Genomic DNA, 26,230 nt, shown 5'->3' with positions numbered 1-26,230 from the left:
GCCTCCAGCCGGCTATGCAGCCTCTTCAACGAAGCGCACCAGCACCGTTCCGTCGGTGACCTGCGCGCCCTCGGTGGCGATCTCGGCGATCACGCCGTCATGGCTGGCCGCGATCGTGTGCTCCATCTTCATCGCTTCCAGGATCAGTAGCGGCTGGCCCTTGATCACCCTTTCGCCCTTTGCCGCGCGCACCAGCTTGACCAGGCCCGGCATCGGCGCGCGCAGGCTGCCTGAAGCGGCGGCCGCCTCGTCGGTGCGCGCCAGCGGATCCGGGACGAGGAAACTGTAGCCGACCGCGCCTTCGAACACGGTGACGTGGCCTGGCCAGCGGGCAAGGCGAAGGGCGGCGCGAAGATCATGCGAATTGACGCTGTCATAGGGCGCGTCCAGCGCCACCTCGAAGCGCCCGTCCGGCCGCACTGAAACACGCGCCAGTATATCGTCCTCGCCATGGCGCAGGCGCGTGCGGCGCGCAACGCTGTGGAAATGCGCATAGCCGGCAAGCGACGACCACGGATCGTTCGACGGCGGCAAGGCACCGGCCCCGGCCGCTGCAAGGGCTGCCGCGGCAACGATCCCGCAGCTCGGCGGGGCGACCGCGGTCAGCGCTTCCTGATGCCTGCCGATCAGGCCGGTATCGACATCACCGGCCGAAAAATCGGCGTCCGCGGCAAGTGCCGCGAGAAAGGCGGTGTTGACGGTCGAGCCGGCAATCTCGGTCTGCGACAACGCAGTGCCGAGCGCATCGAGCGCCGCCTGCCTGTCCTTGGCGTGGACGACCAGCTTGGCAATCATCGGATCGTAGAAGGGCGAGATCGCATCGCCGGCCCGCACGCCGGTCTCGATGCGCATGCTGGCGCCTTCGGGCGCGTTGTCGGGAAACGCCAGGTGATGCAGCGTGCCGGTCGCCGGCAGAAACCCTTTCGCCGCGTCCTCGGCATAGATGCGCGCCTCGAAGGCGTGGCCGGAAAGCGTGATTTCGCTCTGCGTCTTCGGCAGCTTTTCGCCGGCGGCTACCCGCAACTGCCACTCGACCAGGTCGGTGCCGGTGACCATTTCGGTGACGGGATGCTCGACCTGCAGGCGGGTGTTCATTTCCATGAACCAGAAGCGGTCGGCCTTCAGCCCTTGCGAGGCATCGACGATGAATTCGATGGTGCCGGCGCCGGAATAGCTGATCGCCTTGGCGGCCTTGACCGCCGCTTCCGTCATCGCCTCGCGCAGCGCCAGCGTCATGCCGGGCGCCGGCGCTTCCTCGATCACCTTTTGGTGGCGGCGCTGCGCCGAGCAGTCGCGCTCGTAGAGATGCACGGCATTGCCAAAATTGTCGCCGAATACCTGGACCTCGATGTGGCGCGGCTTGTCGACATATTTTTCGACCAGCACGCGGTCGTCGCCGAACGCGGCCTTGGCCTCGCGCCGTGCGCCCGACAGCGCCTCGGAGAAATCGTCGGGATGTTCGACCCGGCGCATGCCCTTGCCGCCACCGCCGGCGCGCGCCTTGATCAGAACGGGATAGCCGATCTCACGCGCCTTGGACGCCAGCAGCACGATCTCCTGCGCCTCGCCATGATAGCCCGGCACCACCGGCACGCCGGCCTTTTCCATCAGCCGCTTGGCCGCGTCCTTCAGCCCCATGGCGCGGATCGAGGCGGCCGACGGGCCGATGAAGGTGAGCCCTGCCGCCACCACCTGGTCGACGAAATCGGGGTTTTCCGAGAGGAAGCCATAGCCGGGGTGAATTGCTTCGGCGCCGGTCGCCAGCGCCGCCGCAACAATCCTGTCGCCGCGCAGATAGCTTTCACCGACGGGCGAAGCGCCGATATGCACCGCCTCGTCGGCCATTTCGACATGCAGAGCCTTGGCGTCCGCGTCGGAATAGACGGCAACGGTGCGCACCCCCATCTTCCTGGCCGTGCGTATCACCCGGCAGGCGATCTCGCCGCGATTGGCGATCAGGATCTTGGCGAACATGGAGCCTCCCGGGTTTGTCTCGGGCGGCGCCGGTCTAGCAGGAATGAGCCTATTTCGAAGCCGCGATTTTGCAGCCGCCGCTCGCGGTCTGAACCTTCCACTTTTTCAGGCCAACCTGACAGCTTCGCAACGCCAACTCTTCCGCGGCCTTCTGAGATGGCGCGTTCAGCCGCGCACCGCAGATGATGTAAAGATCGTCGACGCGCGAGTAGAATGTGGTCGCGTAGGCCGAGTGGCCACTCGCCGCGACATAGGCGTTGTACGACTTCGTGCAGGGCTCCTTTGGATTCAGTGACAACGGAGGCCAGAATCGGGTGTCTCCCTTGCTGCCCGCCAGCGATCCAGCCGCCCCGATACCGGGTGCCGTAAATACGAGCAGGCCGGCAAGCATCGATACAGTAATTCGTTTGATGCGTGTCGATTTCATCTTGCGCCGCCCATTTGAAAAATGCCCAAGCCGATGCTTGTCGGCCTACTTCGATGCCGCAACTTCGCAGCCAGCCCCTGTAATGACCTTGTAATGGCTGCGGGCGGACTCGCAGGATTTCATCGCCCGTTCTTCGGCAGCCTTCTGTGACGGTGCATTCAAGCCCGAGCCGCAGATGATGTACAACGAACGGATCCGGGCATAGGGCGTGGTCGCATAGGGCGTGGTCGCATAGGCCGAATGGCCGCCGGCGGCCACATAGGCGTTGTAAGCCATGGTGCACTGGTCTTTCGGGCTTTTCGGCAAATACGGATAGAAATGGATGTCGCCTTTGCTTCCCGCCAGCGATGCCGCGGCGCCAACGCCGGGTACCGAAAATATAAGCAAGACTGCAAGTACCGACGCAGTCGTTTTTCCCGAATATTTCGGCCTCATCTTTACCCCATCCCCGTTGCCCAATGTGGGATGAACAATAGCGTCTATTCTCCAGTGCCGCCAGCCTGCTCACCGAAAATTGCTTTTGCGTAGGTGGAGGAACCATCTTATCCATGCAGACTAGCATCCTCCAATGGCAGCAACGGCTTGTCGGTATAGTTGAGCTATTGGCTCGTCGAAGCAGCAGAAAATAACTGTTTCGGGCGTTGAGTTCTGTCCGACGAAGGTACCTGCGATGCCAACGGCAATCTGCGTCGCCTCATTTTTCGGATAACGGTAGATGCCGGTGGAGATCGCCGGAAATGCCACAGTCCGGCAATCCCTGGCGGCGGCGATTTCGAGCGACCTGATATAGCAGGAGGCGAGCAGCCCGGCTTCGCCTTTGCCGCCGCCTTGCCAGACAGGTCCGACCGTGTGGATGATGTAACGTGCCGGCAGGTGATAGCCCTTGGTAAGCTTTGCTTCGCCGACATTGCAGCCGTTCAGCATCCGGCATTCGAATTCGAGCTCCGGGCCGGCGGCGCGGTGAATGGCGCCGTCGACGCCGCCGCCGCCCAGCAGCGAGGAATTGGCGGCGTTGACGATGGCATCGACCGCAAGCCTGGTGATGTCGCCGGTGTGGACATGTATCCGTTCGCCGAACTTGCTCATCCTACATCCTGAACACGCCGAACTTCGTTTCCTCGATGTCGGCGTTGAGCGCGGCCGACAGGCTGAGCGCCAGCACCTCGCGCGTTTTCGCCGGGTCGATGATGCCGTCGTCCCACAGCCGCGCCGAGGAGTAGAGCGGGTGGCCCTCATGCTCGTATTTCATCAGGATCGGCTTCTTGAATTTCGCTTCCTCGTCCGCGCTCCACTCACCGCCCTTGCGCTCGATGCCCTCGCGCTTGACCACCGCCAGCACGGTCGCCGCCTGTTCGCCGCCCATCACCGAAATGCGCGCGTTCGGCCACATCCACAGGAACCGCGGCGAGTAGGCGCGTCCGCACATGCCGTAATTGCCGGCGCCGAACGACCCGCCGATGATCATCGTCACCTTCGGCACCTTGGCGGTGGCGACCGCCATCACCAGCTTGGCGCCGTCCTTGGCGATGCCGCCGGCCTCGTATTTTCGCCCGACCATGAAGCCGGTGATGTTCTGCAGGAACATCAGCGGGATCTTGCGCTGGCAGCACAGTTCGATGAAATGCGCGCCCTTCACAGCACTTTCGGAAAACAGCACGCCATTGTTGGCGATGATGCCGACCGGCATGCCCTGAAGATGGGCAAAGCCGGTGACCAGCGTGGTGCCGTAATTCTGCTTGAACTCGTCGAACTCGGAGCCGTCGACGACGCGCGCGATCACCTCGCGCACATCATAGGGCTGGCGCAGATCCGTCGGCACGATGCCGTAGAGTTCCTGCGCGTCATGAAGCGGCGGCATGGGTTTCTGTAAGGTCAGGCTTACAGTCTTGCGCCGGTTGAGATTTTTGACGATGCGCCGGCAGATGGCCAGCGCATGTTCGTCGTCCAGCGCATAGTGGTCGGCGACACCGGACAGCCTGGTGTGCACGTCGGCGCCGCCAAGCTCCTCGGCGCTGACATCTTCACCCGTAGCCGCCTTCACCAGAGGCGGGCCGCCGAGAAAAATGGTCGCCTGGTTGCGCACCATGATCGTCTCGTCCGACATTGCCGGCACATAGGCGCCGCCCGCAGTACATGAGCCCATGACGCAGGCGATCTGCGGAATGCCGGCCGCCGACATGTTGGCCTGGTTGTAGAAGATGCGGCCGAAATGCTCGCGATCGGGAAACACCTCGTCCTGATTAGGCAGGTTGGCGCCGCCGCTGTCGACCAGATAGACGCAAGGCAGATTGTTTTGCAGCGCGATCTCCTGTGCGCGCAAATGCTTCTTCACCGTGAGCGGATAATAGGTGCCGCCCTTCACCGTGGCGTCGTTGACCACGACCATCACCTCGGTGCCTTCGACACGGCCGACGCCGGCGATGAGGCCGGCCGAGGAAATCTCCTCGCCATACATGGACCATGCCGCGAACTGGCCGATCTCGAGGAAAGGCGAGCCGGTGTCGAGCAACTGCGCCAGCCGCTCGCGCGGCAACAGCTTGCCGCGCGAAACATGACGCTCGCGCGCCTCCTCCGAGCCACCGCGCTCGACGCTTGCCGCCTTGTCCGCAATGTCGGCAACCAGCGCCCGCATGCGCTCGGCATTGGCGCGGAAGGTCTCGGAGGAGGGCGAGATCTGGGTCTGGAGTACGGCCATTTCGAGCTCTACATCTGGGCTAGGAGTTTGCCGTTGCGGCGTTCGAAAATTTTATCGGATAGCAGATTGAAGTCATCCTCGAACGTGACGTCGATCATCTGTCTGGCCGCGCTTTGGGCCTGCGGATTGCTCGCGTCGAAGATGAACAATTGATCCCGGCGCGGCAGCGCAAATAAAACATCGCCGGGAAACTGTGCTTTGATCGACAGCCAGAACTCGTCGAGCAGCACAAGGCTCGTGGAGAGCATCGTATTGCCGTCGACGTAATAGAGATAAAATGTGCCAATCTGGCCGTCGGAGACAATTTTCGGCAGCCATTTCTTCACATTGCCTAGTGCGACATCGCGCAAATCCGAAAGCGCCCGGCCGGGGAAGTCCTTCGGAGCAACAGGTGAGACTGTATCGGGAAGGTCGGCCATGTATACGACCGCAATTTCACCAACCAGCGGTTCGCACAATAAATCCAAACCCATCGATTTGAGGTGCTCGACATACTGCTGGGTCCGTATCACCGCGATCAGACTTTCTTCACTCGCCCTAGGTCGTATTTCGGCGAGGCCTCGGACAAGCCTGCGTATGGCCGCATCGGCGTCTTCGTCGGGGTATGAGTTCAAGTGCCCGAACACGTTTGTGACGTCTGCCGTCACGTCTGCGCCATCGAGTTTTGCACCGATTTTTGCAGGATCCGATGGGTCTGCGACAGCGCTATCGACACCCGGCTGCCGTTTGAGTTCGGCAATTACGAGCTCTCTGAATTCCGCCATATTAGAAAAGCGACGCTTCTGAGCCTTCGCGCGCCCGAGAAAGCCAGCGATTGTGGAAAACAAAGCCATCGCAAATATCCCCCGCCTTGTGACTGGATGCCCCGATGACGTAACCATCTATCGCCCTACTTGTCTCTCGATACCCGCAAAACAACAGCCTGCCATCTTGGCAGGCACTAAACCCCTTCCGCCATGATCTCGCGCCCGATCAGCCAGCGGCGGATCTCGCTGGTGCCGGCGCCGATCTCGTAGAGCTTGGCGTCGCGCAACAGCCGGCCGGTCGGATACTCGTTGGTATAGCCGTTGCCGCCAAGCAGCTGGATGGCGTCGAGCGCCATCAGCGTCGCTTTTTCGGCGGCAAACAGCACGCAGCCAGCGGCATCCTTGCGTGTCGTCTGGCCGCGATCGCAGGCAGCCGCGACAGCATAAACGTAAGCGCGCGCGGCGTTCATCGTCGAATACATGTCGGCAAGTTTGCCCTGCACGAGCTGGAACTCGCCGATCGGCTGGCCGAACTGCTTGCGCTCATGCACATAGGGGATCGCCACGTCGAGACAGGCCGCCATGAGCCCGAGCGGTCCGCCGGCGAGCACGGTGCGTTCGTAGTCGAGGCCCGACATCAGGACCTCGACGCCGCGGCCCTCCTCATGCAGCACATTGTCATAGGGCACCTCGACATTGTCGAACACCAGTTCGCCGGTGTTGGAGCCGCGCATGCCGAGCTTGTCGAGCTTTGGCGATGCCGAGAAGCCGGCCATCGTCTTTTCGACGATGAAGGCGGTGATGCCGCGCGATTTCCGCTCGGGATCGGTCTTGGCGTAGACCACCAGCGTTTCGGCATCGGGGCCGTTGGTGATCCACATTTTCGAGCCGTTGAGCACATAGCGGTCGTTGCGCTTTTCGGCGCGCAGCTTGAGCGAGACGACGTCGGAGCCGGCGCCTGATTCCGACATGGCCAGCGCACCTGCCCTTTCGCCCGAGCACAATGCCGGCAGGAATTTCTCCTTCTGAGCCGGCGTCGCCCAGCGGTTGATCTGGTTGACGCAGAGGTTCGAATGGGCGCCGTAGGAGAGACCAACCGAGCCCGAGGCGCGCGAAATCTCTTCCACCGCAATGACGTGGGCAAGATAGCCCATGCCGCTGCCGCCGAAATCGGGATCGGCGGTGATGCCGAGAAGGCCGAGCGCGCCGAGCTCTTTCCACAGATGCGTGGGGAATTGATTGCTGCGGTCGATCTCGGCAGCGATCGGCGCTATTTTCTCCTGGGCAAAGCGGCGCACCAGATCGCGCAGCGCCTCGATGTCTTCGTCATGCCCGAAGCTGAGTGTGTTCGTGTACATGCCGTTCCTCCTGCCGCATGACCCCGAAAATCAACTTTGATTTCCGGAAAGGATCATGCGCGAAATCAAAATGCTACAGCGTCCTTTGCGCGTCCGAAGGGACGCGCGGCGCTGTAAGTCTTGCCGTCGATCTTCGCGCCAACCAGGCGCATTGTCATTGAAAGATATGTCGCCGTGACTTCAGCCATCGACAGCCGCTCGCCCGGCCGGAACCAGACGATGACGCCGGTCATCATCTGGACCAGGGCCATGGCAGTGAGCCCGGTGTCATCGACACTGAAGGCGCCGGCCTCCGCGCCGTCGCGCAGGATGGCGCGCAACTCCTTCTCATAGGCGGTGCGCATGCGAAGGATCTGCGTCAGCCGGTCATGCGACAGGCTGCGCAATTCCATGTTCGAGACATGGGTGGAGTGGCGGCGCTCGATGTGGAAAGCGATGTGGTTTTCGACATAGGCGGCAAGCCGCGTTGCCGGATCGGCTGCGTCGGGGCGTGCGGCGTCCCACGCTTCGATCAGCCCTTCCATATGTTCGCGCATCAGCGTGAACAGCAGGTCTTCCTTGGTCGGAAAATAGCGGTAGAGCGCGGCCGCCTGGACGCCGACCTCGGCGGCAAGCTGCCGCATCGACGTCGCCTCATAGCCGAAGCGGGCGATCAGGCTGACCGCTGCCTCGCGGACGGCCGCTTCAGTTTTTTCGCCATCGGATCCCGTTGTGCGTGCCATGATCGCCTTCCGGTATTCAGTAATAAAACGAACGTTCAATTAATTCAAGCGGCAATAAAGTGGTTCCGTCTAGACAATGATCCGAAAATCGATGGGCGCGTCGAGGAGTTCGAATTCCTCGGTCTCGACCTTCGAAACCGAAGCTCCCCGTGGCCCTTGCCGGAGCCGTTCGATCATTGTCGAAACCGCAGCATCGGCACCGGCAATCGAGGCCGTCACCGTGCCATCTCGTTCATTGCGTACCCAACCTACGAGGCCAAGCCCTATCGCTTCGCGTCGCGCCCACATCCGATAGCCGACGCCTTGCACCTTACCATGCACGCGCGCCTGCACCGCCTTTTGCCGGTCGTTATCTCCCATGCTCAAGAACTGGCGCGGGATCGGACGAAAGCAACAGCCTTGAACGGTTGGATTGTTGTTGGATCGACGGAAGCCGGGGACCCGGCTGATTCTGTCTTGGCCTTTGGCGGCATTGGCAGGCCGTGTCGCGACGGCAATCGGCCGGGCTAATTTCCCCGCGCAGCGGCGAGCGCGCCGGGCAGTTCCTCGGCAAAGATGTCGAGCTCATGATCGAGGCCGACGCTGACCCTTATGCAACGGTCGAGCCCTGGCGCCATCGGCTTGCGGATGAAAACGTCGCGCGACAAAAGATTTTGCAGCACTTTCAGCGCGAAGGCGCCGTCCTTGCCGCAATCGATGGTGACGAAATTGGTCGCCGATGGCAGCGGCTTCAGCCCGTTCGTCTCGGCAATCCCGGCTATACGTGCGCGTCCGGCAGCGACTCGCGCCACCACGCTGTGCAGCCAGTCCTGGTCGGCCAGCGCCTCGACGCCGGCGATCTGCGCCATGCGGCTGACGCCGTAATGGTTGCGGATCTTCTCGAAATCGCGGATCACCTCAGCCTCGGCCACCGCATAGCCGCAGCGAATGCCGGCCAGCCCGTATGCCTTGGAGAAGGTGCGCATGCGGATGACGTTGGGCCGCGCGACGTCGATCGGCGGCAGCGCCGAGGCCGGTCCCAATTCGCCATAGGCCTCGTCGAACACCAGCATGGTGGTTTCCGGCAGGGCTTCAATGAAGGCGATGATCTCGCTTGCATCCCACCAACTGCCCATGGGGTTGTCCGGGTTGGAGAGATAGACCAGCGGCGCCTTTTCCCGGACGACGGCCTTGAGCAGGCCGTCCAGACTTTCCTTGTCGTTCTCGTAAGGCACCGTGACCAGCCGGCCGCCGACGCCGGCAATGTGGAAATTGAACGTCGGATAGGCACCGAGCGAGGTGACCACCGCGTCGCCAGGCGCGACATACATGCGCGCCACCAGGCTAAGCAGCCCGTCTATGCCTTCGCCGACCACGACGTTTTCGGCGCCGACGCCGAGATGGCGGGCCGCAGCCTGCTTCAGATCGTAATTGTCGGGATCGCAATACATCCACTGGTCACGCGCGACGCGCTCCATACGGGCGATAACGCGCGGCGAAGGCCCGAAGCTGCTTTCATTGGCGCCGATGCGGGCGCGAAAAGCACGTCCGCGCTCGCGCTCCTGCGCTTCCGGTCCGACAAACGGCACCGTCGAGGGAAGCGCGCCGACAAGCGGCGTGAGGGCAGGGCGCTGGCGCATGGCAAAGGCTCACGAGAAGATGGGCCTTCTTGCTAGCGTGCCCAATAGGACGGCGCAAGTTCTGGCGCGGCTGGAAATAGTGGCCATCACGCCCGTGATGAAATCGGCGCGGGTGGCCACGCTCTACGACCTGACCGCCGGTAGGCGGCAACCCTTTTGAAGGCCAGCACTGCAGCCAATGGCGACGGGCGCTTCAAAAAGAAAACCCGGCGGTTGCCCGCCGGGTTCGATTTTCAGCCAGGCTGAGCGTCTTAGAACGAGCGCTGGAAGCGGAGGAGACCGCCGATGCTGCTCTTCTTGTCGGCGTTGGTGAAGTTGGAGAAATTGGCGTCGTCGAACTTGCCTGCATTGAGGTAGTCGACTTCGGCCGTGACCGTGAAGCCGGGAACAACGTCGTAGGCGATGTTGGCGGCAACACCGAGATTCTTCCATTCGTCATACGAGACCTGGGCATTGAACGAGGTCTTCTCGTTGATGGTGTAGGTGCCACCACCCCAGAAAGCCCAGTTGCCGCCCCACTGCTTGTAGAAGCCGCGGCCGCCGGCGTCGATCGCATAGCTCGAGTCCGTCAAATTGTCGTCGGTGCCGTAGCCGCCCATGATGAAGAGCGACAGGTTCTGCATCGGGGTGATGTCCAAACGAACTTTGCCGGCGACTTCTTCGTAGTTGCTGTCATAAGCGACGACGCCGGTGATGGCGCCCCAGCCCTGCGTGTACTTCACGCCGCCGACGACATGCGGAACGTAGCTGTCGATGGTGCCAACGGTTCCGGAGCCTTCTTCGAGAGAGACCACGGCCGAGAAGCCGTTGCCCGCATCGAAGTAGTACTGGACGACGTTGGTATCGAAATCGCCGTAGGGAACGAGCGTATCCTGGAGGACGTTGCCGGCGTAGCCGATGAACGTGTCGAAGGCCGATTCGTCCTTACCGACGCGCAGGCCACCGAGCTGGATCCAGGCGAAGTTCAGCGAAACGTTCTTGTTGCCGGCAGGGTTGGAGTTGAACTCGTCTGCTTCGGTCGTCGGATCGTCTGCCGAGGGGTAGCCGTTGCGGTTGCCGAAGTTGAAGCGGGTCTCGGTGTAGGTCTTCAAGGTGCCGAGTTCGGTTTCCTGGCCGGTCCAGGTCTTCAGCGTGAAACGGGCGTTCTTGTAGAAGGTATCCTGCTCGTCGCCATCCTTATGGTCGAAGGACCTCGCACCATCGAACGAACCCACGTCGCCGGCACCGATGTCGTAACGGACATAGCCGCCGATGCGCAGGCAGGTTTCGGTGCCGGGAATGTAGAAGTAGCCGGCGCCGTACACGTCGCAAATCTTGACGTATTCAGCCGGTTCCGGCTCGGCGACGACGACGGCGTCGGCGGCGCGCGCACCGGAAACTGCGATCAGGGCCGCAGCGGAGCCGAGGAGAAGGCTCTTAATGTTCATTTTCTGACCTCCAGTCAAAAGTTAAAAAACGGGTCTGGGTATTCTTTGCTGAAGGACAGCGTTCCCTGCCCCATCCCCACTACCGAAAAAGATGCGCACCGCGCCGCTCCTTCGAAATCGACATTACCCATGAGGCGGCGGCGTTCAACCACGATCGTACCGGCGAAAGGGCTATGCGGGCGCTATCCCCATGCGTTGTTGCACAAATGACACGATTTGGCCTCAGTCAGAAAGCTCTCATTAACTATCGAAGGGCCCGCAAGCCTTCCAGCGCCGCGCAATGCGGCCGAATCCGGCGATGGCCGGCCAGAATTGCGGCCATGTCGCCGACTCGCCAGCCAGGGAACTGCCGTAGAATCGCCGCATGCAAAAGGCGCCGCTGCGGCCGAATGCGGATTTTTCAACGATTATCGCGCCGGCTTGTTGATTGTGCCGGCGCTTTTCTCTATCCAGCGGCGCAACGGAGAGGTGGCCGAGTGGTCGAAGGCGCTCCCCTGCTAAGGGAGTAGAGGTCAAAAGCTTCTCGTGGGTTCGAATCCCATCCTCTCCGCCATCCTGCTTCGCTCTTCGAGCTTCGCAGGACAAGCCCAACCCTCAGCGCGAAGCAGGATGGCGGAGAGGATGCCCTCCGAAGCCTTGGCGTAGAAGGGCCGGACCGTGTGGTGTGCTACGTGCCGCACAGCGTAAGCCCAGACAATCCCTTGCAAAATTCGATTGGCAGTCCTGCTTCGCTCTTCGAGCTTCGCAGGACAAGCCCACCTCAGCGCGAAGCAGGATGGCGGAGAGGATGCCCTTCGACGCCCGGCAAAGGAGAGCAGCTCATGTGGTATGTGTATCTTCTGGAGAGTGCGGCTGCCGAACGCGAACGCTATATCGGCATAACGACGGACCTGAAACGACGGCTTGTCGAGCACAATGCGGGGAAATCCAGCCATACATCCAAGTTTCTGCCGTGGCGGATCGTCACCTATATGGCCTTTTCGAACCAGGGCAAGGCAGCTTCATTCGAGCGCTATCTCAAATCCGGTTCGGGGCATGCTTCCGCAAACAAGCGCCTGTGGTGATGGCCGCATCACCCGCAGTAAAGTTCCATTTTTCAATAGACCTCAACAATAACAACTGATTACAGCGAAAACGCCTGTCGCCGGCTTCACTGTCTTGTTCGATTCTGACTGGAGGTCAGAAAATGAACATTAAGAGCCTTCTCCTCGGCTCCGCTGCGGCCTTGATCGCAGTTTCCGGTGCGCGCGCCGCCGACGCCGTCGTCGTCGCCGAGCCGGANCTCGGCTCCGCTGCGGCCTTGATCGCAGTTTCCGGTGCGCGCGCCGCCGACGCCGTCGTCGTCGCCGAGCCGGAACCGGCTGAATACGTCAAGATTTGCGACGTTTACGGCTCGGGCTACTTCTACATCCCCGGCACCGAAACCTGCCTGCGCATCGGCGGCTACGTCCGTTATGACATCGGCGCCGGCGACGTCGGCTCGTTCGATGGTGCGACGTCCGCCGACGTTGAGGACGGCGACAGCAACGACACCTGGTACAAGAAAGCCCGCTTCTCGCTGAAGACCTGGACCGGCCAGGAAACCGAGCTCGGCACCTTGAAGACCTACACCGAGACCCGCTGGAACTTCCAGAACAACAACCGTGATGCGGGCGCTGTCTTCGCCGTAAATCCTGCCGGCAATGCCGACACCGTTTCGCTGAACTTCGCCTGGATCCAGCTCGGTGGTCTCCGTGTCGGTAAGGACGAATCGGCCTTCAATACGTTCATCGGCTACGCCGGCAACGTCATCCAGGATACGCTGGTTCCGTACGGCGATTTCGACACCAACGTCATCCAGTACTACTTCGACGCTGGCAACGGCTTCTCTGCCGTGATCTCGCTCGAAGAAGGCTCGGGCGGCGGCACTGATGGTTTCTACGGCGTCGGCACGATCGACAGCTACGTTCCGCATGTTGTCGGCGGCCTGAAGTACACACAGGGCTGGGGCGCCATCACCGGCGTCATTGCTTACGACAGCAACTACGAAGAAGTCGCAGGTAAGGTTCGTTTGGACATCACCCCGATGCAGAACCTGTCGCTCTTCATCATGGGCGGCTACGGTACCGACGACAACTACACGGATGCGGGCTACACGTTCGCAGCTGGCGGTCGCGGCTTCTACAAGCAGTGGGACGGCAACTGGGCAGTCTGGGGTGGTGGCACGTACACCATCAACGAGAAGACCTCGTTCAACGCCCAGGTCTCGTATGACGAAGGTGAAAACCTCGCCATCGCCGCGAACATCGCCTACGACGTTGTCCCGGGCTTCACGGTTACGGCCGAAGTTGACTACATCAATGCAGGCAGCATCGAAGACACCGGCTTTGGCGCGAACCACAACTGGACCGGCATTTCCGATGGCGGCGACGACGCCATCGGCGGCATGCTCCGCTTCCAGCGCTCGTTCTAAGAGCTGGCTTACGACAGGTGAGTACCAGCCCGGGCGCATCTACGCCCGGGCTGTTTTTGTTTCGTGACTGGAACAAGGCAAGCAGAAGGAACAGGGGGTATCGGCAGCTGAACAGTCCGTAAGGGTGAGTTCGTGGGATCCGCTGATGGGCGGATGAATTCACAACTGCGTGATTAAATCTCTTGAAAGGACGCTTCCAAGCGGGTAGGTCTGACTCTATCCACTCGGGGGTGTGGCAATTTATGACCATCGACGCGATACAAGAGGGTGACCCCTCCGAACATTTCTCAATGTTCTCTTCTCAAAATGCGAAGATAAAATACAGCTACAACAAGATCAGAGAAGTAAGGTCGCACCGGGTCGGAGAGCTTTTTTCAGCATACCGAGACATACTCTGGGATGATGGGCGGCATAAATACAATGTCAGCTCCTTCATCGGCGAAATAGACGAGATTCTCCTCGGAGAACGGTTCAGCGCCTTTGACCAGAGCACCCTGGACAATCTTATCGGCACCTTGCGCCAGCGCGGCAACAGCAACGCAACCATCAATCGAAAGATGGCTGCCCTCAGCAAACTGCTGCGCAAGGCTTACAAGATGGGGGATATCCACAGCCTGCCCGAGTTCCGCCGCCAGAAGGAGCGGGCGGGACGGATTCGTTTCCTCGAAAGGGACGAAGAAGCAAGGCTGTTCGCCGCCATCAGGACCCGCAGCGAGGATGCCTACCGTCTCTCGGTCTTTCTCGTCGACAGCGGTTGCCGCCTTGGCGAAGCGCTCGGACTGATCTGGAACGACATCCAGGAACATCGCGTCTCGTTCTGGATCACCAAATCCGGCCGCAGCCGCACCATCCCGATGACCGAGCGGGTCAAGGAGGTGATCAAACTGCCCCCGTCAGAGGGCCGCCGGCCCAAGGGTCCGTTCACCAAACTCAGCCAGGCACAGTTTCGCGCCATCTGGAACGATGCCAAGGTCGAAGTCGGTCTCGGCGCCGACGACCAGGTGGTTCCGCACATCTTGCGTCACACCTGTGCCTCGCGTCTGGTCCAGGGCGGCATCGACATCCGCCGCGTGCAGATGTGGCTCGGCCACCAGACGCTTTCGATGACCATGCGCTATGCGCATCTGGCCACCAACGATCTCGACGGCTGCGTTGTCGTGCTGGAAACGCCCCGCGGCGAGGGGTTATCCGGCGATGGAAAAAGCTCGGCCTTCGCATCGCCGCTGACCACGGCCTCAGTGCCAGCGCCTGCTCAAAAAAGTAAAGCGGCAGCGGCGAAGGCACCCAAGGCGCCCCGGAAAAGCTCGAAAGCCAAATAGTTACCCAAGGCTTTCATATACTGCCTCGGCAACCCCAGGATCATCTTTGATCTTGGGGTTTACTTTTTCTGGGCCGCATTTGGTACTCCATCCAGGAAAGCCGCGATAGCGCCCGGCAGATTGCCTGTCTCCAGGAAGGGCGCATGGCCCTGGCCCTCGACGGTGATCGCTTCCATGCCGGAATGACGCTTTTGCATCTCGTCGAGTGTGTCGGCCGACAGGAGTTTCGAGTTGGCGCCGCGAATGGCAAGCAAAGGTATGGCCGCCAGCGCCTCGAACTGCGGCCACAGATCCGGCAACGGCTTGCTGAGGTCGAGGCCCGCCACCGTCTCGACCAGCTGCGTGTCGAAATCCGGCAGCAGGAGGCCTTCGTCCGTCTCGCGGTAGAGGGCCGACACCATCCGCTCCCAATCCGCTGCGGTCAGAGCGGGAAAATCCGCGCCGTGAGCGACGCGTTGGGCATCGATCGCCTCAGCGCGGCTCTTCGGTTTCGGTGCCGGGTCGAGATAGGTTTGGATATAGGCGAGCCCCGCGGCCTCGATCACCGGTCCGATGTCGTTCAGCACGATGGCTTTCAGCGCGGCCGGCCGCAGCGCGCCGAGCACGTGGATGATCAGCCCGCCGCGCGAGGTGCCGATAAAGGCCGCTTCCTCGACGTTCAGAGCGGCCAGTCCGGCGAGGACATCGCCGGCTTCGATGCCGACATTGTAGTGGCAGATATCAGGATCGTAAGCGGACTGGCCGCGGCCACGGTAGTCGAAGGCGATGACCTTGCGCGGATTGTCGGTTCGCTGCGACAGATAAAGCGCCAGCTCATGGAAATCGCGCGCGTTGCGGGTCAGGCCGGGCAGGCAAACGACCTGCCAGTCTGCCGAATTGGTCTCGCCATAGACGCGGGCGTGAAGCTTGAGCCCGTCCGGCGCGGTGTAGAAAAAGTCGGAGAAGCCGTCGGTGCTCGACATATTAAAAGGACTCCCTGTCCGGATTGTCTCCGTCTGCTACAGGCGAGGGTGGGAGCGGTCAAATCGAGGGTTGTCGGCAAGCTGACACTCTTGGAAATGCCAGACATCTCCCCCACGAGGGGGGAGATTGGCGGTTCAGGCGCTACGCCCTTCCTTCGACGTTGGAGATCGGCGGAATCGGCAATGACAGCTGATCTCCCCACTCGTGGGGGAGATGGCCGGCAAGGGGGGCGCGAAGGATCGCCAACGTCTGCCCGTGGCGACAGCTCTGCGGCCTCAGCCTCTTCCGTTCACCAAATCCCCAACGATATCGTACTTCCCCGAAATGCGCATCTTGTAGACCTCGTAATTCTCCATCACGCGCTGCACGTAACTTCTTGTTTCGGTGTAGGGAATTCGCTCGATCCAGTCGACGACGGCGTCGATGCCCTTGCCGCGCGGGTCGCCGTACTTGGCTACCCATTGGCTGGCGCGGTTAGGGCCGGCATTGTAGCCGGCGAAGGTCAGCACATAGGAGCCGCCGAAGCGGTCGAGCTGCTCGCCAAGGAAGGCAGCCCCCAGCGTCGCATTGTAACCGGCATCGCTGGTCAGCCGATCCTGGGAAAAGCTCAGTCCTGCCTTCTTCGCCAATTGCTTGGCGGTGCCCGGCATCAGCTGCAGCAGGCCGCGCGCGCCGGCGCTGGAGACGGCGCCGACATTGAATTCGCTTTCCTGGCGGGCGATCGCATAGGCCAGCGCCTTGCCCGAGCCGGATATGTCGGCGGTGTCGGGAATGACGCCCAGCGGATGCGACAGCGCGCCGACATCGATGCCGCGCGCGCCGGCGATCTTGCCGATCTTCAGCGCCATGAAATGATTGCCTTGCTTTTCCGCCAGCACCGCAAGCAGCGCCAGCTCGCCGGGGCTGGTCAACTGCCCGGCGAGGTCGCGGTAAAGCGTCTCGGCATAGCGGTCGTAGCCCGCCTCCTGCAGCCGCTTGATGGCGCTGACGGCTTCGCGACCGTCAAAGCTTTGGCGGTCGGCAGTGCTTGGCTCGGGATAGACGATGTTCAGCGTGCGCAAGCCAACCCGTTCCGCCGCCAACTGGCCGTAGAAAGTGGTGCCATAGGCCGCCGCCTTGGTGAAATAATCCTTCGCATTGCCGGGACCGCCGGCTTCCGCCGCGCGGCCAAGCCAGTAATAGGCGCGTGACAGCGACATCGGTCCCTGCGCGAGATCGGCGATGCGGGCAAAATGGGTCGAGGCCATCGCAGGATCGTTGAGGCCGCGCAGCGCATACCAGCCGGCGTGGAATTCCGCCTCGGCGGCGCTCGCGGGACTTTCGGCGGCGTGCGCGGCAACGATCTTGTAAGCGGTCTTCCAGTCGCCCTGATCGACCAGCGCGCGCGACAGCACGCGGCGCTCGACCCACCAGGCATCGGGATCGACCAGCGCGTCGCGGTTCGTTGGCGCTTTCATTACCACCGCGGCGGCGTCCGCAAACTTCCGCTGCTTGCGCAGATATTCGGCTTGCGCGAAGAAATAGCCGGCCGATTGCTGTGCGGCAGGCACTGCTTTCAACAGCTTGGCCGCGTTCTTGTCGCCACGCGAGGCGGCGGCCCAGGCATCGGCCAGCGGTTGCGCGCCGGCAAGGGCTGCGACCCGCAGTGCCGAATTCTCCCGGTCGGCATAAAACATCCGTTCCATGCGGAAACGATGGTCGGCAGCCGGAATGATGGCGCCAAACTCCTTGCTGACGGCCGCCTCGTCCCTGGCTTCCAGCTTCTCGGTGCGCCAGAATGGCGACAGCACGGAAAGCGCAGCCTTGGTGTTGCCAAGAGCTACATAAGAACGGGCAAGGATGACCACGCCTTGAAAGGTCAGCGGCTGGCTGCCGTCAAAGGCTTTCACCACGGTCTGCGGCGAGGGGTTTTCGCGATAAAGCGCGCGCTCGCTGTTCTTGCGCAGAGCGATGGTGCCCGGCCAATTCGGCAACATCTTTGCGGTATCGGCAATCTCGCTGCTCGGCACACGGTCGCCGCCATAGAGCGCGATCGCCCAGGCCAGGATATGGCGGTCCAGCGAACTGGCCGGCAATGTTTCGCGCACCGCTCGTGCCGCGGCGATATCGCCGGTCGCCAACGCGTCGAGACTGCCTTTCAACACGGCGATATTGGCGGAGGGCGCATCGGTCTGCGCTCCATCTTGCATGTCAGGCATCGGGATCGATGAGGTCGTCTGCTCGTCGACGCTCTCGTTTGCCGCCGTCCCCACTATCAGCAGGGCAACGGCGCCAAGCAATTTGAAGCGGAGTGGCCGACCGGCCGGCATGATCCTGATCTTTCCCTGTTGCGGCACTTTAGATGGCAAGCCCAGGTGCCCGAGAGCCTAGACTTAGGTCGTGAAGAGCCCGTAAACAAAGGGTTATCGAGGCCGTTCGAATTGCGCTTGCTGGCACCATCGGCATGCTTGCCGCGCAACAGTGTCGAGACTATGGTGCGCGGCTTCGCTTTCGGCTAGAAGGCGCCCGATGCAGTCGCCCAAAAGTGGGAACCGGTTTTGGGACGACGACATGCATAAACAAACAAGTTCCAAGGAGTTGGACGACATGCTGAGAGGCTCGCTTACTGCGCTCGTGACACCGTTCGAAAAGAGCGGGCGTTTCGACGAGAAAGCCTTTCGCGCCTTCGTCGAATGGCAACTTGGCGAGGGCACGACGGGCCTCGTCCCGGTCGGCACCACCGGCGAGTCGCCGACGCTGTCCCATGACGAGCATCGCCATGTCGTCAAGGTCTGCATCGAGGTGGCCAAGGGCCGCGCTCCGGTCGTCGCCGGCGCCGGCTCCAACAACACCGCGGAAGCGGTCGGTCTGGTGCAATATGCCGAGCAGGCGGGCGCCGACGCCGCTCTGGTCGTGACACCGTATTACAACAGGCCGACGCAGCGCGGCCTGTACGAGCATTTCGCCGCCGTCGCCAGGGCGACCAAGCTGCCGATCATCATCTACAACATCCCGCCGCGCTCGGTGATCGACATGATGCCGGAGACGATGGGCAGGCTGGCGCACGACTTCCAGAACATCGTCGGCGTCAAGGATGCCACCGGCAAGGTCGAGCGCGTGTCCGAACAGCGCGCCACCTGCGGCAAGGATTTCATCCAGCTTTCAGGGGAGGATGCCTCGGCGCTCGGCTTCAACGCCCATGGCGGCGTCGGCTGCATCTCGGTGACGTCGAATGTCGCGCCGCGGCTGTGCGCTGAATTCCAGGAAGCCACACTGTCCGGTGACAGCGCCAAGGCGCTGGAATTGCAGGACCGTCTGCTGCCGCTGCACAAGGCGATCTTCCTTGAGCCCGGCCTGTGCGGCGTCAAATACGCGCTGTCGAAGATTGGCAAGGTCGAGAACGTGGTGCGCTCGCCGCTGGTGACCATCGAGGCGTCGACCGCCGAGAAGATCGATGCGGCGATGAAACACGCCGGCTTGATAAATTAAGGATGAGGCGCCACCTCTCCGCATCATGAACCAGGTCAGAAAAGCCGATCCAAACAACAAAACCGTTGCGGAAAACCGCAAGGCGCGGTTTTCCTATGAGGTGCTCGACACCGTCGAGGCCGGCCTGGTGCTGACCGGCACCGAGGTCAAGTCGCTGCGCCAGGGCCAGGCCAACATCCAGGACAGCTACGCCTCGGTCGAGGGTGGCGAGATCTGGCTGATCAATTCCTATCTGCCGGAATACCTGCAGGCCAACCGCTTCAACCACGAGCCCAGGCGGCGTCGCAAGCTGCTGCTCAACAAGCGCGAGATGGCAAAACTGGCGCAGAGCATCGACCGCGAAGGCATGACGCTGGTGCCGCTGAAAATCTACTTCAACGACCAGGGCCGTGCCAAGCTGCTGCTCGCCGTCGGCCGCGGCAAGAAACTGCACGACAAGCGCGAGAGCGAAAAGCAGCGCGACTGGTCGCGCGAAAAGGGCCGGCTCATGAAGGAACGGGGCTAAGAACCTCGAGCCACAGCCCCAGAAAAGCCACATCGGCTTTCAAGTTTCCAGCGACATACGATGGGGAAAGGCTTGAAGAACCGGATCATTCTCTGGGGTGCGGCCAGTCTGGTCTTCGCCGGCATCGTCGCCGCAGGTGGCATCTTCTATTTCCGGACGTTCTCGCCGGATCGTGACAGCTATCCGGTCAGGGGTATCGACGTTTCCCATCATCAGGGTGAGATCGACTGGCGGCGCGTTGCCGCCGACGATGTCGCCTTCGCGGTCATCAAGGCGACCGAGGGCGGCGACCATGTCGACGATGCCTTCGCCAAAAACCTGCGCGAGGCGCGCGCGGCCGGGCTTGCGGTCGGCGCCTATCACTTCTTCACCTTCTGCCGGCCGGGCGCCGACCAGGCGAAAAATTTCATCGCGGTGGTGCCGCACGACCAGCCGCTGCTGCCACCGGTCGTCGACATCGAATTCGGCGGCAACTGCCCGCAACGCCCGTCGCCGGAGCAGCTGAGCGCGGAACTCCAGGCCTTCCTCGGACCGGTTGAAGCTGCGTTCGGCAAGCCGGCGATCATCTACCTGACCGACGAGGCCGAGGACGCCTATGCCGGGAAAATCGACGTTCGCCCGCTCTGGCGTCGCTCGTTGCTCCTGGAGCCAGGTCGCAACGACTGGATCTACTGGCAGTACCACAATATGGGCCGCGTCGACGGCATCGTCGGCGATGTCGATCTGAATGTGCTGAAGGGCGGGCAGGAGAAGCTGGCTGAGTTGTTTGCCGCGCCTTGACCTGGCGTGCTCGACCGGCGCGAGATTGGAACCAAACATCGCGGCGCTGATCGGCCCTACCCAGCGTTCGGGCCAGTCTGCGCGCTAACGAAGGTCGGTTTCAGACCGAGCGCTTCCGGACCTTCATAATTGTCGCAATTCCGGGTTCCCGTCGCCGCTCAAGGCTTTGGAGAGCGCCTGTCTCGTCGTGCCTGCCATTCGGCAAGCTTCGTCATCCGCGCCCGGGCATGCCAAGGGCAAGATCGTGCTGGCGGGGTTCTGAAGGCTTAATTGCGCAGGAACTCAGCGATGTCGCTGAAAACCTTGACGAACATCGTCTCCGTCAAGACACCGGTGTTGGTGTTGTAGCGCGAGCAGTGATAGCTGGAAAACAGCGTGACGCCGCCGGCCGGCAACTGACCGCCGTGCTTGAACGGATAGGCGGCGACGCGCTGGCCCAGCGCCCTGACGGTCGACTGGTGGGCGATGGAGCCCAGCGCCAGCACGGCGCGCAATTTTGGAAAGCGCGCGATCGTCGGCACCAGAAAGCTGCGGCAAGTGGAGATCTCGGCGCCGACCGGCTTGTTCTCCGGCGGCACGCAGCGCACCGCATTGGTGATCGCGGTGCCGATCAGTTCGAGCCCGTCATCCGGCCGCGCCTTGAACTCGCCGCGGGCAAGACCGTGAGCGATCATCGTTGAGTAGAGCAGGTCGCCGGCATAGTCGCCGGTGAACGGTCGCCCGGTGCGGTTGGCGCCGCGCAGGCCGGGCGCCAGCCCGACGATCAGCAGCTCGACGGCGTCCTCGCCATCAGGCGGCAGGAAAGTCGGCACCGGCGCATTGAACCACGACGGCTCGCGCTGCCGCCAGTCCGCGATGAAATCATGCAGGCGCGGGCAGAGGGGGCAGTCGCGGTCGGGTTCGGGAGCGGCGTCCAAGGCCACCGCCGTCAATAGTCTTCCTCTTCGACTTCGGCCGGCTCGGGCCTGCGCACCGGCCGTTCGGAGGGATCGCGGCCGACCTCGTTCTTCAGCGAGGTCAAATCGATGAAATGGTCGGCCTGGCGGCGCAGATCGTCCGAGATCATCGGCGGCTGCGAAGCCATGGTTGAGACGATCGAGACCTTGCGGCCGCGCCGCTGCAGCGCTTCGACCAGTGTGCGGAAGTCGCCGTCGCCGGAGAAGATGACATAGTGGTCGACGACATCGGCAAGTTCGAGCGCATCGACGGTCAGTTCGATGTCCATATTGCCCTTGATCTTGCGGCGGCCGGTCGAGTCGGTGAATTCCTTGGCCGGCTTGGTCACCACCTTGAAGCCATTGTAGTCGAGCCAGTCGATCAAAGGGCGGATCGAAGAGTATTCCTGATCCTCGACCAATGCGGTGTAGTAATAGGCCCGCAGCAAATAGCCGCGCTTCTGGAAGCTGGACAGCAGTTTGCGGTAGTCTATGTCGAAGCCGAGTGCGCGCGACGTGGCGTAGAGATTGGCGCCGTCTATGAAAAGAGCGATTTTTTCACGGGGGTCGAACATGGCAATATTCCTTTTTCGAAATAGGTGGCGGACTAATCGAAATGGGTCGTTATATCGGTCGGCTCGTAAAACCGGCTGACCTTTCGTCAACCGAGATAGCGCCAGTTTTAGGGCAATCCAAGGGTGCCGGGGCGCACTGCAAGCAATTGTGATCGGAGCCGTGTCGTCGCCGGTAGGCGGGCTTCGCCGGCAAGGCATTCACCGGCGCCCAGAAACTGCCATCCGCCAGCCCATGGGGCCACAGAGCCATAATGCTTGTATTTCGGCGGCGTTCGGGTTATGGACCGCGCCTGTTTTCCATCAAATCCAGGCATGAAAGGGGCAATCAATGGCCCGCGTAACCGTTGAAGACTGCATCGACAAGGTCGACAACCGCTTCGAGCTCGTGCTGCTCGCCGGCCACCGCGCCCGCCAGATCAGCCAGGGCGCGCCGATCACCGTGCCCCGCGACAACGACAAGAACCCGGTCGTGGCGCTGCGCGAGATCGCCGACGAGACGCTGTCGCCCGACGACCTCAAGGAAGATCTGATCCACTCGCTGCAGAAGCATGTCGAGGTTGACGAGCCCGAGGCCGACGGCGAGGCGATCGCCGACCAGACCGGCAACGCAGTTGCAGCTACCGACGCCGACGACGCGGAAGAAAACGTCACCTTCGATCGCATGACCGAGGAAGACCTTTTGGCCGGCATCGAGGGCCTGGTTCCCCCGGAAAAGAGCGACGACTACTAATCGCTGCCCTGGACCTGCCGGGAATATGGTTCCGGCACTTCCGTCCCGTGAGTTTCGTGGCTATCTATGAGATGCGCCGTACATCAGTGCGGCGCATCAATCATTTCAGCACCGTGAGAACCCGCCCATGATGCGTCAGTATGAGCTTGTCGAGCGCGTCGCGCGCTACAAGCCTGACGTCAACGAGGCGCTGCTCAACAAGGCCTATGTCTACGCCATGCAGAAGCATGGCCACCAGAAGCGCGCTTCCGGCGATCCCTATTTCTCGCATCCGCTCGAAGTCGCCGCCATCCTCACCGAAATGCACATGGACGAGGCGACGATCGCCGTCGCCTTGCTGCATGACACGATCGAGGACACCACCGCGACGCGGGCCGAGATCGACGATCTGTTCGGCCCCGAAATGGGCAAGCTGGTCGAAGGCCTGACCAAGCTGAAGAAGCTCGATCTCGTCTCCAAGAAGGCCGAGCAGGCGGAAAACCTGCGCAAGCTGTTGCTGGCCATCTCGGAGGATGTCCGCGTTCTGCTGGTCAAGCTCGCCGACCGTCTGCACAACATGCGCACCCTCGACCACATGCCCGAGGCCAAGCGCCTGCGCATCGCCGAGGAGACGATGGACATCTATGCGCCGCTCGCCGGGCGCATGGGCATGCAAGGCATGCGCGAGGAACTGGAAGAGATCGCCTTCCGCTTCATCAATCCGGAAGCCTATCGCGCCGTCACCGCGCGGCTTGCCGAGATATTCGAGCGCAACAAGGGCGTGCTGACCGACATCGAAAAGGCGCTGTCGGCGCTGTTCGAAAAGCATGCCATCAACGCCGGCGTGAAGAGCCGGCAGAAGAAGCCGTGGTCGGTGTTCCGCAAGATGGAGGCCAAGGCGCTGTCCTTCGAGCAGCTCTCGGACATTTTCGGCTTCCGCGTCGTCGTCGACAGCGTCGAAGACTGCTACCGCGCGCTCGGCGCCATCCACACCACATGGTCGATGGTGCCTGGCCGCTTCAAGGATTACATTTCTACGCCCAAGCAGAACGACTACCGTTCGATCCACACCACCATTGTCGGCCCGTCGCGCCAGCGCGTCGAACTGCAGATCCGCACCCGCGAGATGAACAAGATCGCCGAATATGGCGTCGCCGCCCATTCGATCTACAAGGACACCGGCGGCAAGACGAACGGCGCCGCCCATGCGATCTCGAAGGAGACCAACGCCTATGCCTGGCTGCGGCGCACCATCGAGCAACTGGCAGAAGGCGACAACCCGGAAGACTTCCTCGAAAATACCAAGCTGGAGCTGTTCCAGGACCAGGTATTCTGCTTCACGCCGAAAGGCATGCTGATTGCGCTGCCGCGCGGCGCCACGCCCATCGACTTCGCCTATGCCGTGCACACCGATGTCGGCGACACCTGCGTCGGTGCCAAGGTCAACGGCCGCATCATGCCGCTAATGACGGAACTGAAGAACGGCGACGAGGTCGAGATCATCCGCTCCAAGGCGCAAGTGCCGCCGGCGGCGTGGGAGTCGGTGGTGGTCACCGGCAAGGCGCGCTCAGCCATCCGCCGCGCCACCAAGAACGCCATTCGCAAGCAATATTCAGGTCTTGGTGCCCGCATTCTCGAGCGCGCCTTCGAACGCGCCGGCAAGACCTTCACCAAGGAAAGCCTGAAGCCGGTGCTGCACCGGCTGGCGCGCAAGGACATCGAGGATGTGCTGGCCTCGGTCGGGCGCGGCGAACTTGCCTCGACCGACGTCATGAAGGCCGTCTTCCCAGACTACAAGGACGAGCGCGTCACCGTCAGCGCCCCCAAGCAGCGCGAGGAGGGCTGGTCGAAGATCCGCAACGCCGCCGGCATGCTGTTCCAGATGCCCGGCACACGAGCCGCGCGCAAGGACAAGGACCAGCCGCGCGATGGCGCGGTGCCGATCCGCGGCGTGCGCGGCGACCTGCCGGTGCGTTTCGCGCCGGAAGGGGCCGTGCCAGGCGACCGCATCGTCGGCATTGTCCAGCCGGGCACCGGCATCACCATCTATCCCATCCAGTCGCCGGCGCTGCAGGCCTTCGACGACCAGCCGGAGCGCTGGATCGACGTGCGCTGGGACATTGACGAGCAGACCAAGGAGCGCTTTCCGGCGCGCGTCTCGGTCACCGCCATCAACGCGCCGGGCTCGCTCGCCGATATCGCCCAGGTCGTTGCCTCCAACGACGCCAACATTCATACGCTGTCGATGGTGCGCACCGCGCCCGACTTCACCGAAATGCTGATCGATCTCGAAGTCTGGGATCTGAAGCACCTCAACCGGCTGCTGTCGCAGCTCAAGGATAATTCGAGCGTCAGCGATGCGCGGCGTGTGAATGGGTGAATAGTGAATAGTGAATAGTGAATAGTGAATAGTGAATAGTGAATAGTGAATAGTGAATAGTGAATAGTGAAAGAAGGCGTTCTCACTACCATTCACCATTCACCATTCACCATTCACCATTCACCATGGACATGGGGCGAGTTATGAATACCGATGAAGTTCTGGGCATTTTCCGCGAGGCGGGCGCTGTTCTGGAGGGACATTTCATCCTGACGTCGGGTCTGCGCAGCCCGGTCTTCCTGCAGAAGGCGCGCGTATTCATGCATGCCGACAAGACCGAGCGGCTTTGCAAGGCGCTGGCCGAAAAGATCCGCAAGGCGGTGCCGGGCAAGATCGACTACGTCGTCGGCCCGGCGATCGGCGGCCTGATCCCGGCCTATGAGACGTCGCGCCATCTCGGTGTGCCAGCAATCTGGGTGGAGCGCGAAGGCGGCGAGTTCAGGCTGCGCCGCTTCGAGATCGCGCCGGGATCGCGCGTCGTCATCGTGGAGGACATCGTCACCACTGGTCTCTCGATCCGCGAAACCATCGACTGCCTGCGCGCGATTGGCGCCGAGGTGGTGGCGGCGGCCTGCATCATCGACCGCTCGGCCGGCAAGACCAATGTCGGCGTGCCGCTGATCGCGCTTGCCGAATACGAGGTCCCGGCCTATCCCGCCGACCGCCTGCCGCCGGAACTTGCCGCCATTCCCGCCGTTAAGCCAGGAAGCCGCAACATCTAGGGGACATCACCATGATCGCCGGCATCGATCATTTCGTGCTGACGGTCCGCTCTGTGGAGGACAGCTGCGCCTTCTACCAGCGGGTGCTTGGCCTCAAGCGCCTCGACGAGCCGAACCGGCCGACGGCCTTGCTGTTCGGATCGCAGAAGATCAATCTGCATCAGGTGGGCCGCACCTTTGAGCCCAAGGCCAAGGTGCCGATGCCTGGGTCCGGCGATTTCTGCCTGGTCGCCGCAAGGCCGCTTGCCGAGATTTGCGCCCGTCTGGAAGCCAATGGCGTTGCCATCGAAGTCGGTCCGGTCGAGCGCACCGGCGCCCGCGGTAAGATGATCTCGGTCTATTTCCGCGATCCGGACAGCAATTTGGTCGAAGTCAGCGAATATCGGGAATAGTCTATCCGCCTCGGCGTCGACTCGCGCGGGCCTTGCCGTCGTCGGGGAGCTTTCATCGATAT

26 protein-coding genes and 1 tRNA gene are annotated in these 26,230 nt (G+C 62.1%); 12 read left to right on the top strand and 15 right to left on the bottom strand.

What is annotated here, in order from left to right; translation table 11 throughout:
* Window positions 1-12 precede the first annotated feature (12 nt).
* The 10 genes from X750_RS150975 to X750_RS151020 all read right to left on the bottom strand — a co-directional run bounded on the left by X750_RS150975 (window position 13) and on the right by X750_RS151020 (window position 9,541).
* A complete protein-coding gene (locus tag X750_RS150975; protein ID WP_023747479.1) occupies window positions 13-1,974 on the bottom strand; it encodes an acetyl/propionyl/methylcrotonyl-CoA carboxylase subunit alpha in 1,962 nt (653 codons plus the stop codon).
* A 49-nt stretch (window positions 1,975-2,023) separates the two neighbouring features.
* Window positions 2,024-2,401 carry a hypothetical protein gene (locus tag X750_RS150980; RefSeq protein WP_023684512.1) on the bottom strand — a complete coding sequence of 126 codons (378 nt, stop codon included), beginning with the start codon at window positions 2,399-2,401 and terminating at the stop codon, window positions 2,024-2,026.
* Between the two features lie 45 nt (window positions 2,402-2,446).
* Window positions 2,447-2,836: a hypothetical protein gene (locus X750_RS150985; protein WP_023747478.1), complete on the bottom strand. Its 390-nt coding sequence runs from the start codon at window positions 2,834-2,836 to the stop codon at window positions 2,447-2,449.
* 120 nt (window positions 2,837-2,956) lie between these two features.
* The gene (locus tag X750_RS150990) at window positions 2,957-3,487 is read right to left on the bottom strand and encodes an O-acetyl-ADP-ribose deacetylase (RefSeq protein ID WP_023747477.1); all 531 of its coding nucleotides are present in this window, start codon (window positions 3,485-3,487) and stop codon (window positions 2,957-2,959) included.
* Between the two features lies 1 nt (window position 3,488).
* Window positions 3,489-5,096, bottom strand: a complete 1,608-nt coding sequence (locus X750_RS150995; protein WP_023747476.1) for a carboxyl transferase domain-containing protein — start codon at window positions 5,094-5,096, stop codon at window positions 3,489-3,491.
* A gap of 8 nt (window positions 5,097-5,104) precedes the next feature.
* On the bottom strand, window positions 5,105-5,929 hold the full coding sequence (locus X750_RS151000) for a DUF1444 family protein (RefSeq protein ID WP_023747475.1): 825 nt from the start codon (window positions 5,927-5,929) through the stop codon (window positions 5,105-5,107).
* A 107-nt stretch (window positions 5,930-6,036) separates the two neighbouring features.
* Window positions 6,037-7,200 (bottom strand): isovaleryl-CoA dehydrogenase, encoded by a 1,164-nt coding sequence (locus X750_RS151005; RefSeq protein ID WP_023692831.1) that lies wholly within the window; start codon window positions 7,198-7,200, stop codon window positions 6,037-6,039.
* Window positions 7,201-7,265: 65 nt separating this feature from the next.
* Window positions 7,266-7,922: a TetR/AcrR family transcriptional regulator gene (locus X750_RS151010; protein WP_023747474.1), complete on the bottom strand. Its 657-nt coding sequence runs from the start codon at window positions 7,920-7,922 to the stop codon at window positions 7,266-7,268.
* Between the two features lie 69 nt (window positions 7,923-7,991).
* Entirely contained in the window at window positions 7,992-8,282 is a 291-nt protein-coding gene (locus tag X750_RS151015) for an acylphosphatase (RefSeq protein ID WP_023747473.1), read from the bottom strand.
* A 146-nt stretch (window positions 8,283-8,428) separates the two neighbouring features.
* Window positions 8,429-9,541 (bottom strand): pyridoxal phosphate-dependent aminotransferase, encoded by a 1,113-nt coding sequence (locus tag X750_RS151020; RefSeq protein ID WP_023747472.1) that lies wholly within the window; start codon window positions 9,539-9,541, stop codon window positions 8,429-8,431.
* Here X750_RS151020 and X750_RS1000000165770 point away from each other — a divergent pair.
* On the top strand, window positions 9,540-9,701 hold the full coding sequence (locus X750_RS1000000165770; RefSeq protein ID WP_023687272.1) for a hypothetical protein: 162 nt from the start codon (window positions 9,540-9,542) through the stop codon (window positions 9,699-9,701). The two genes, X750_RS151020 and X750_RS1000000165770, sit on opposite strands and share 2 nt — an antisense overlap.
* 91 nt (window positions 9,702-9,792) lie before the next feature.
* Here the strand turns inward: X750_RS1000000165770 and X750_RS151025 are convergent, their stop codons facing one another.
* Window positions 9,793-10,968, bottom strand: a complete 1,176-nt coding sequence (locus X750_RS151025) for a porin (protein ID WP_023743754.1) — start codon at window positions 10,966-10,968, stop codon at window positions 9,793-9,795.
* Between the two features lie 462 nt (window positions 10,969-11,430).
* Here X750_RS151025 and X750_RS151030 point away from each other — a divergent pair.
* From X750_RS151030 to X750_RS151040, 4 genes are all read left to right on the top strand, one after another.
* A tRNA-Ser gene (locus X750_RS151030) sits at window positions 11,431-11,521 on the top strand.
* 268 nt (window positions 11,522-11,789) lie between these two features.
* Window positions 11,790-12,032 carry a GIY-YIG nuclease family protein gene (locus X750_RS151035; RefSeq protein WP_023747471.1) on the top strand — a complete coding sequence of 81 codons (243 nt, stop codon included), beginning with the start codon at window positions 11,790-11,792 and terminating at the stop codon, window positions 12,030-12,032.
* A gap of 161 nt (window positions 12,033-12,193) precedes the next feature.
* Complete coding sequence (locus tag X750_RS0132690; RefSeq protein WP_245271836.1) at window positions 12,194-13,420, top strand: porin; 1,227 nt, start codon at window positions 12,194-12,196, stop codon at window positions 13,418-13,420.
* A 242-nt stretch (window positions 13,421-13,662) separates the two neighbouring features.
* Entirely contained in the window at window positions 13,663-14,739 is a 1,077-nt protein-coding gene (locus X750_RS151040; RefSeq protein ID WP_023747469.1) for a site-specific integrase, read from the top strand.
* A 59-nt stretch (window positions 14,740-14,798) separates the two neighbouring features.
* On the opposite strand, the gene X750_RS151045 is transcribed toward X750_RS151040, so the two are convergent.
* A complete protein-coding gene (locus X750_RS151045; protein WP_023747468.1) occupies window positions 14,799-15,701 on the bottom strand; it encodes an alpha/beta hydrolase in 903 nt (300 codons plus the stop codon).
* A 276-nt stretch (window positions 15,702-15,977) separates the two neighbouring features.
* Window positions 15,978-18,011 (bottom strand): lytic transglycosylase domain-containing protein, encoded by a 2,034-nt coding sequence (locus X750_RS151050; protein WP_023747467.1) that lies wholly within the window; start codon window positions 18,009-18,011, stop codon window positions 15,978-15,980.
* A 277-nt stretch (window positions 18,012-18,288) separates the two neighbouring features.
* On the opposite strand from X750_RS151050, the gene dapA reads away from it, so the two are divergent.
* The 3 genes from dapA (at window position 18,289) to X750_RS151065 (ending at window position 20,455) form a co-directional block, all read left to right on the top strand.
* Complete coding sequence (dapA, locus tag X750_RS151055; RefSeq protein ID WP_023747466.1) at window positions 18,289-19,170, top strand: 4-hydroxy-tetrahydrodipicolinate synthase; 882 nt, start codon at window positions 18,289-18,291, stop codon at window positions 19,168-19,170.
* 25 nt (window positions 19,171-19,195) lie between these two features.
* The gene (smpB, locus tag X750_RS151060) at window positions 19,196-19,675 is read left to right on the top strand and encodes an SsrA-binding protein SmpB (RefSeq protein ID WP_023687280.1); all 480 of its coding nucleotides are present in this window, start codon (window positions 19,196-19,198) and stop codon (window positions 19,673-19,675) included.
* Window positions 19,676-19,747: 72 nt separating this feature from the next.
* Complete coding sequence (locus X750_RS151065; protein ID WP_023687281.1) at window positions 19,748-20,455, top strand: GH25 family lysozyme; 708 nt, start codon at window positions 19,748-19,750, stop codon at window positions 20,453-20,455.
* 266 nt (window positions 20,456-20,721) lie between these two features.
* Here the strand turns inward: X750_RS151065 and X750_RS151070 are convergent, their stop codons facing one another.
* A complete protein-coding gene (locus X750_RS151070) occupies window positions 20,722-21,387 on the bottom strand; it encodes a uracil-DNA glycosylase (protein ID WP_023747465.1) in 666 nt (221 codons plus the stop codon).
* On the bottom strand, window positions 21,384-21,965 hold the full coding sequence (locus X750_RS151075; RefSeq protein WP_023670234.1) for an NYN domain-containing protein: 582 nt from the start codon (window positions 21,963-21,965) through the stop codon (window positions 21,384-21,386). Before X750_RS151075 ends, X750_RS151070 begins: the two co-directional genes overlap by 4 nt.
* Before the next feature lie 328 nt (window positions 21,966-22,293).
* On the opposite strand from X750_RS151075, the gene rpoZ reads away from it, so the two are divergent.
* The 4 genes from rpoZ to X750_RS151095 all read left to right on the top strand — a co-directional run bounded on the left by rpoZ (window position 22,294) and on the right by X750_RS151095 (window position 26,168).
* Window positions 22,294-22,695: a DNA-directed RNA polymerase subunit omega gene (gene rpoZ, locus X750_RS151080; RefSeq protein ID WP_023670235.1), complete on the top strand. Its 402-nt coding sequence runs from the start codon at window positions 22,294-22,296 to the stop codon at window positions 22,693-22,695.
* A gap of 127 nt (window positions 22,696-22,822) precedes the next feature.
* Entirely contained in the window at window positions 22,823-25,054 is a 2,232-nt protein-coding gene (locus X750_RS151085; RefSeq protein ID WP_023670236.1) for a bifunctional (p)ppGpp synthetase/guanosine-3',5'-bis(diphosphate) 3'-pyrophosphohydrolase, read from the top strand.
* A gap of 143 nt (window positions 25,055-25,197) precedes the next feature.
* A complete protein-coding gene (gene pyrE, locus X750_RS151090; protein WP_023687283.1) occupies window positions 25,198-25,776 on the top strand; it encodes an orotate phosphoribosyltransferase in 579 nt (192 codons plus the stop codon).
* A gap of 11 nt (window positions 25,777-25,787) precedes the next feature.
* Window positions 25,788-26,168 carry a VOC family protein gene (locus X750_RS151095; protein ID WP_023747464.1) on the top strand — a complete coding sequence of 127 codons (381 nt, stop codon included), beginning with the start codon at window positions 25,788-25,790 and terminating at the stop codon, window positions 26,166-26,168.
* The last annotated feature ends 62 nt before the right edge of the window (window positions 26,169-26,230 follow it).

This window comes from Mesorhizobium sp. LNJC391B00, from assembly GCF_000502535.1.
GTDB lineage: Bacteria > Pseudomonadota > Alphaproteobacteria > Rhizobiales > Rhizobiaceae > Mesorhizobium.
The sequence above is the reverse complement of the archived record's forward strand: the minus strand, read 5'-3'. Positions and strand labels throughout refer to the sequence as shown.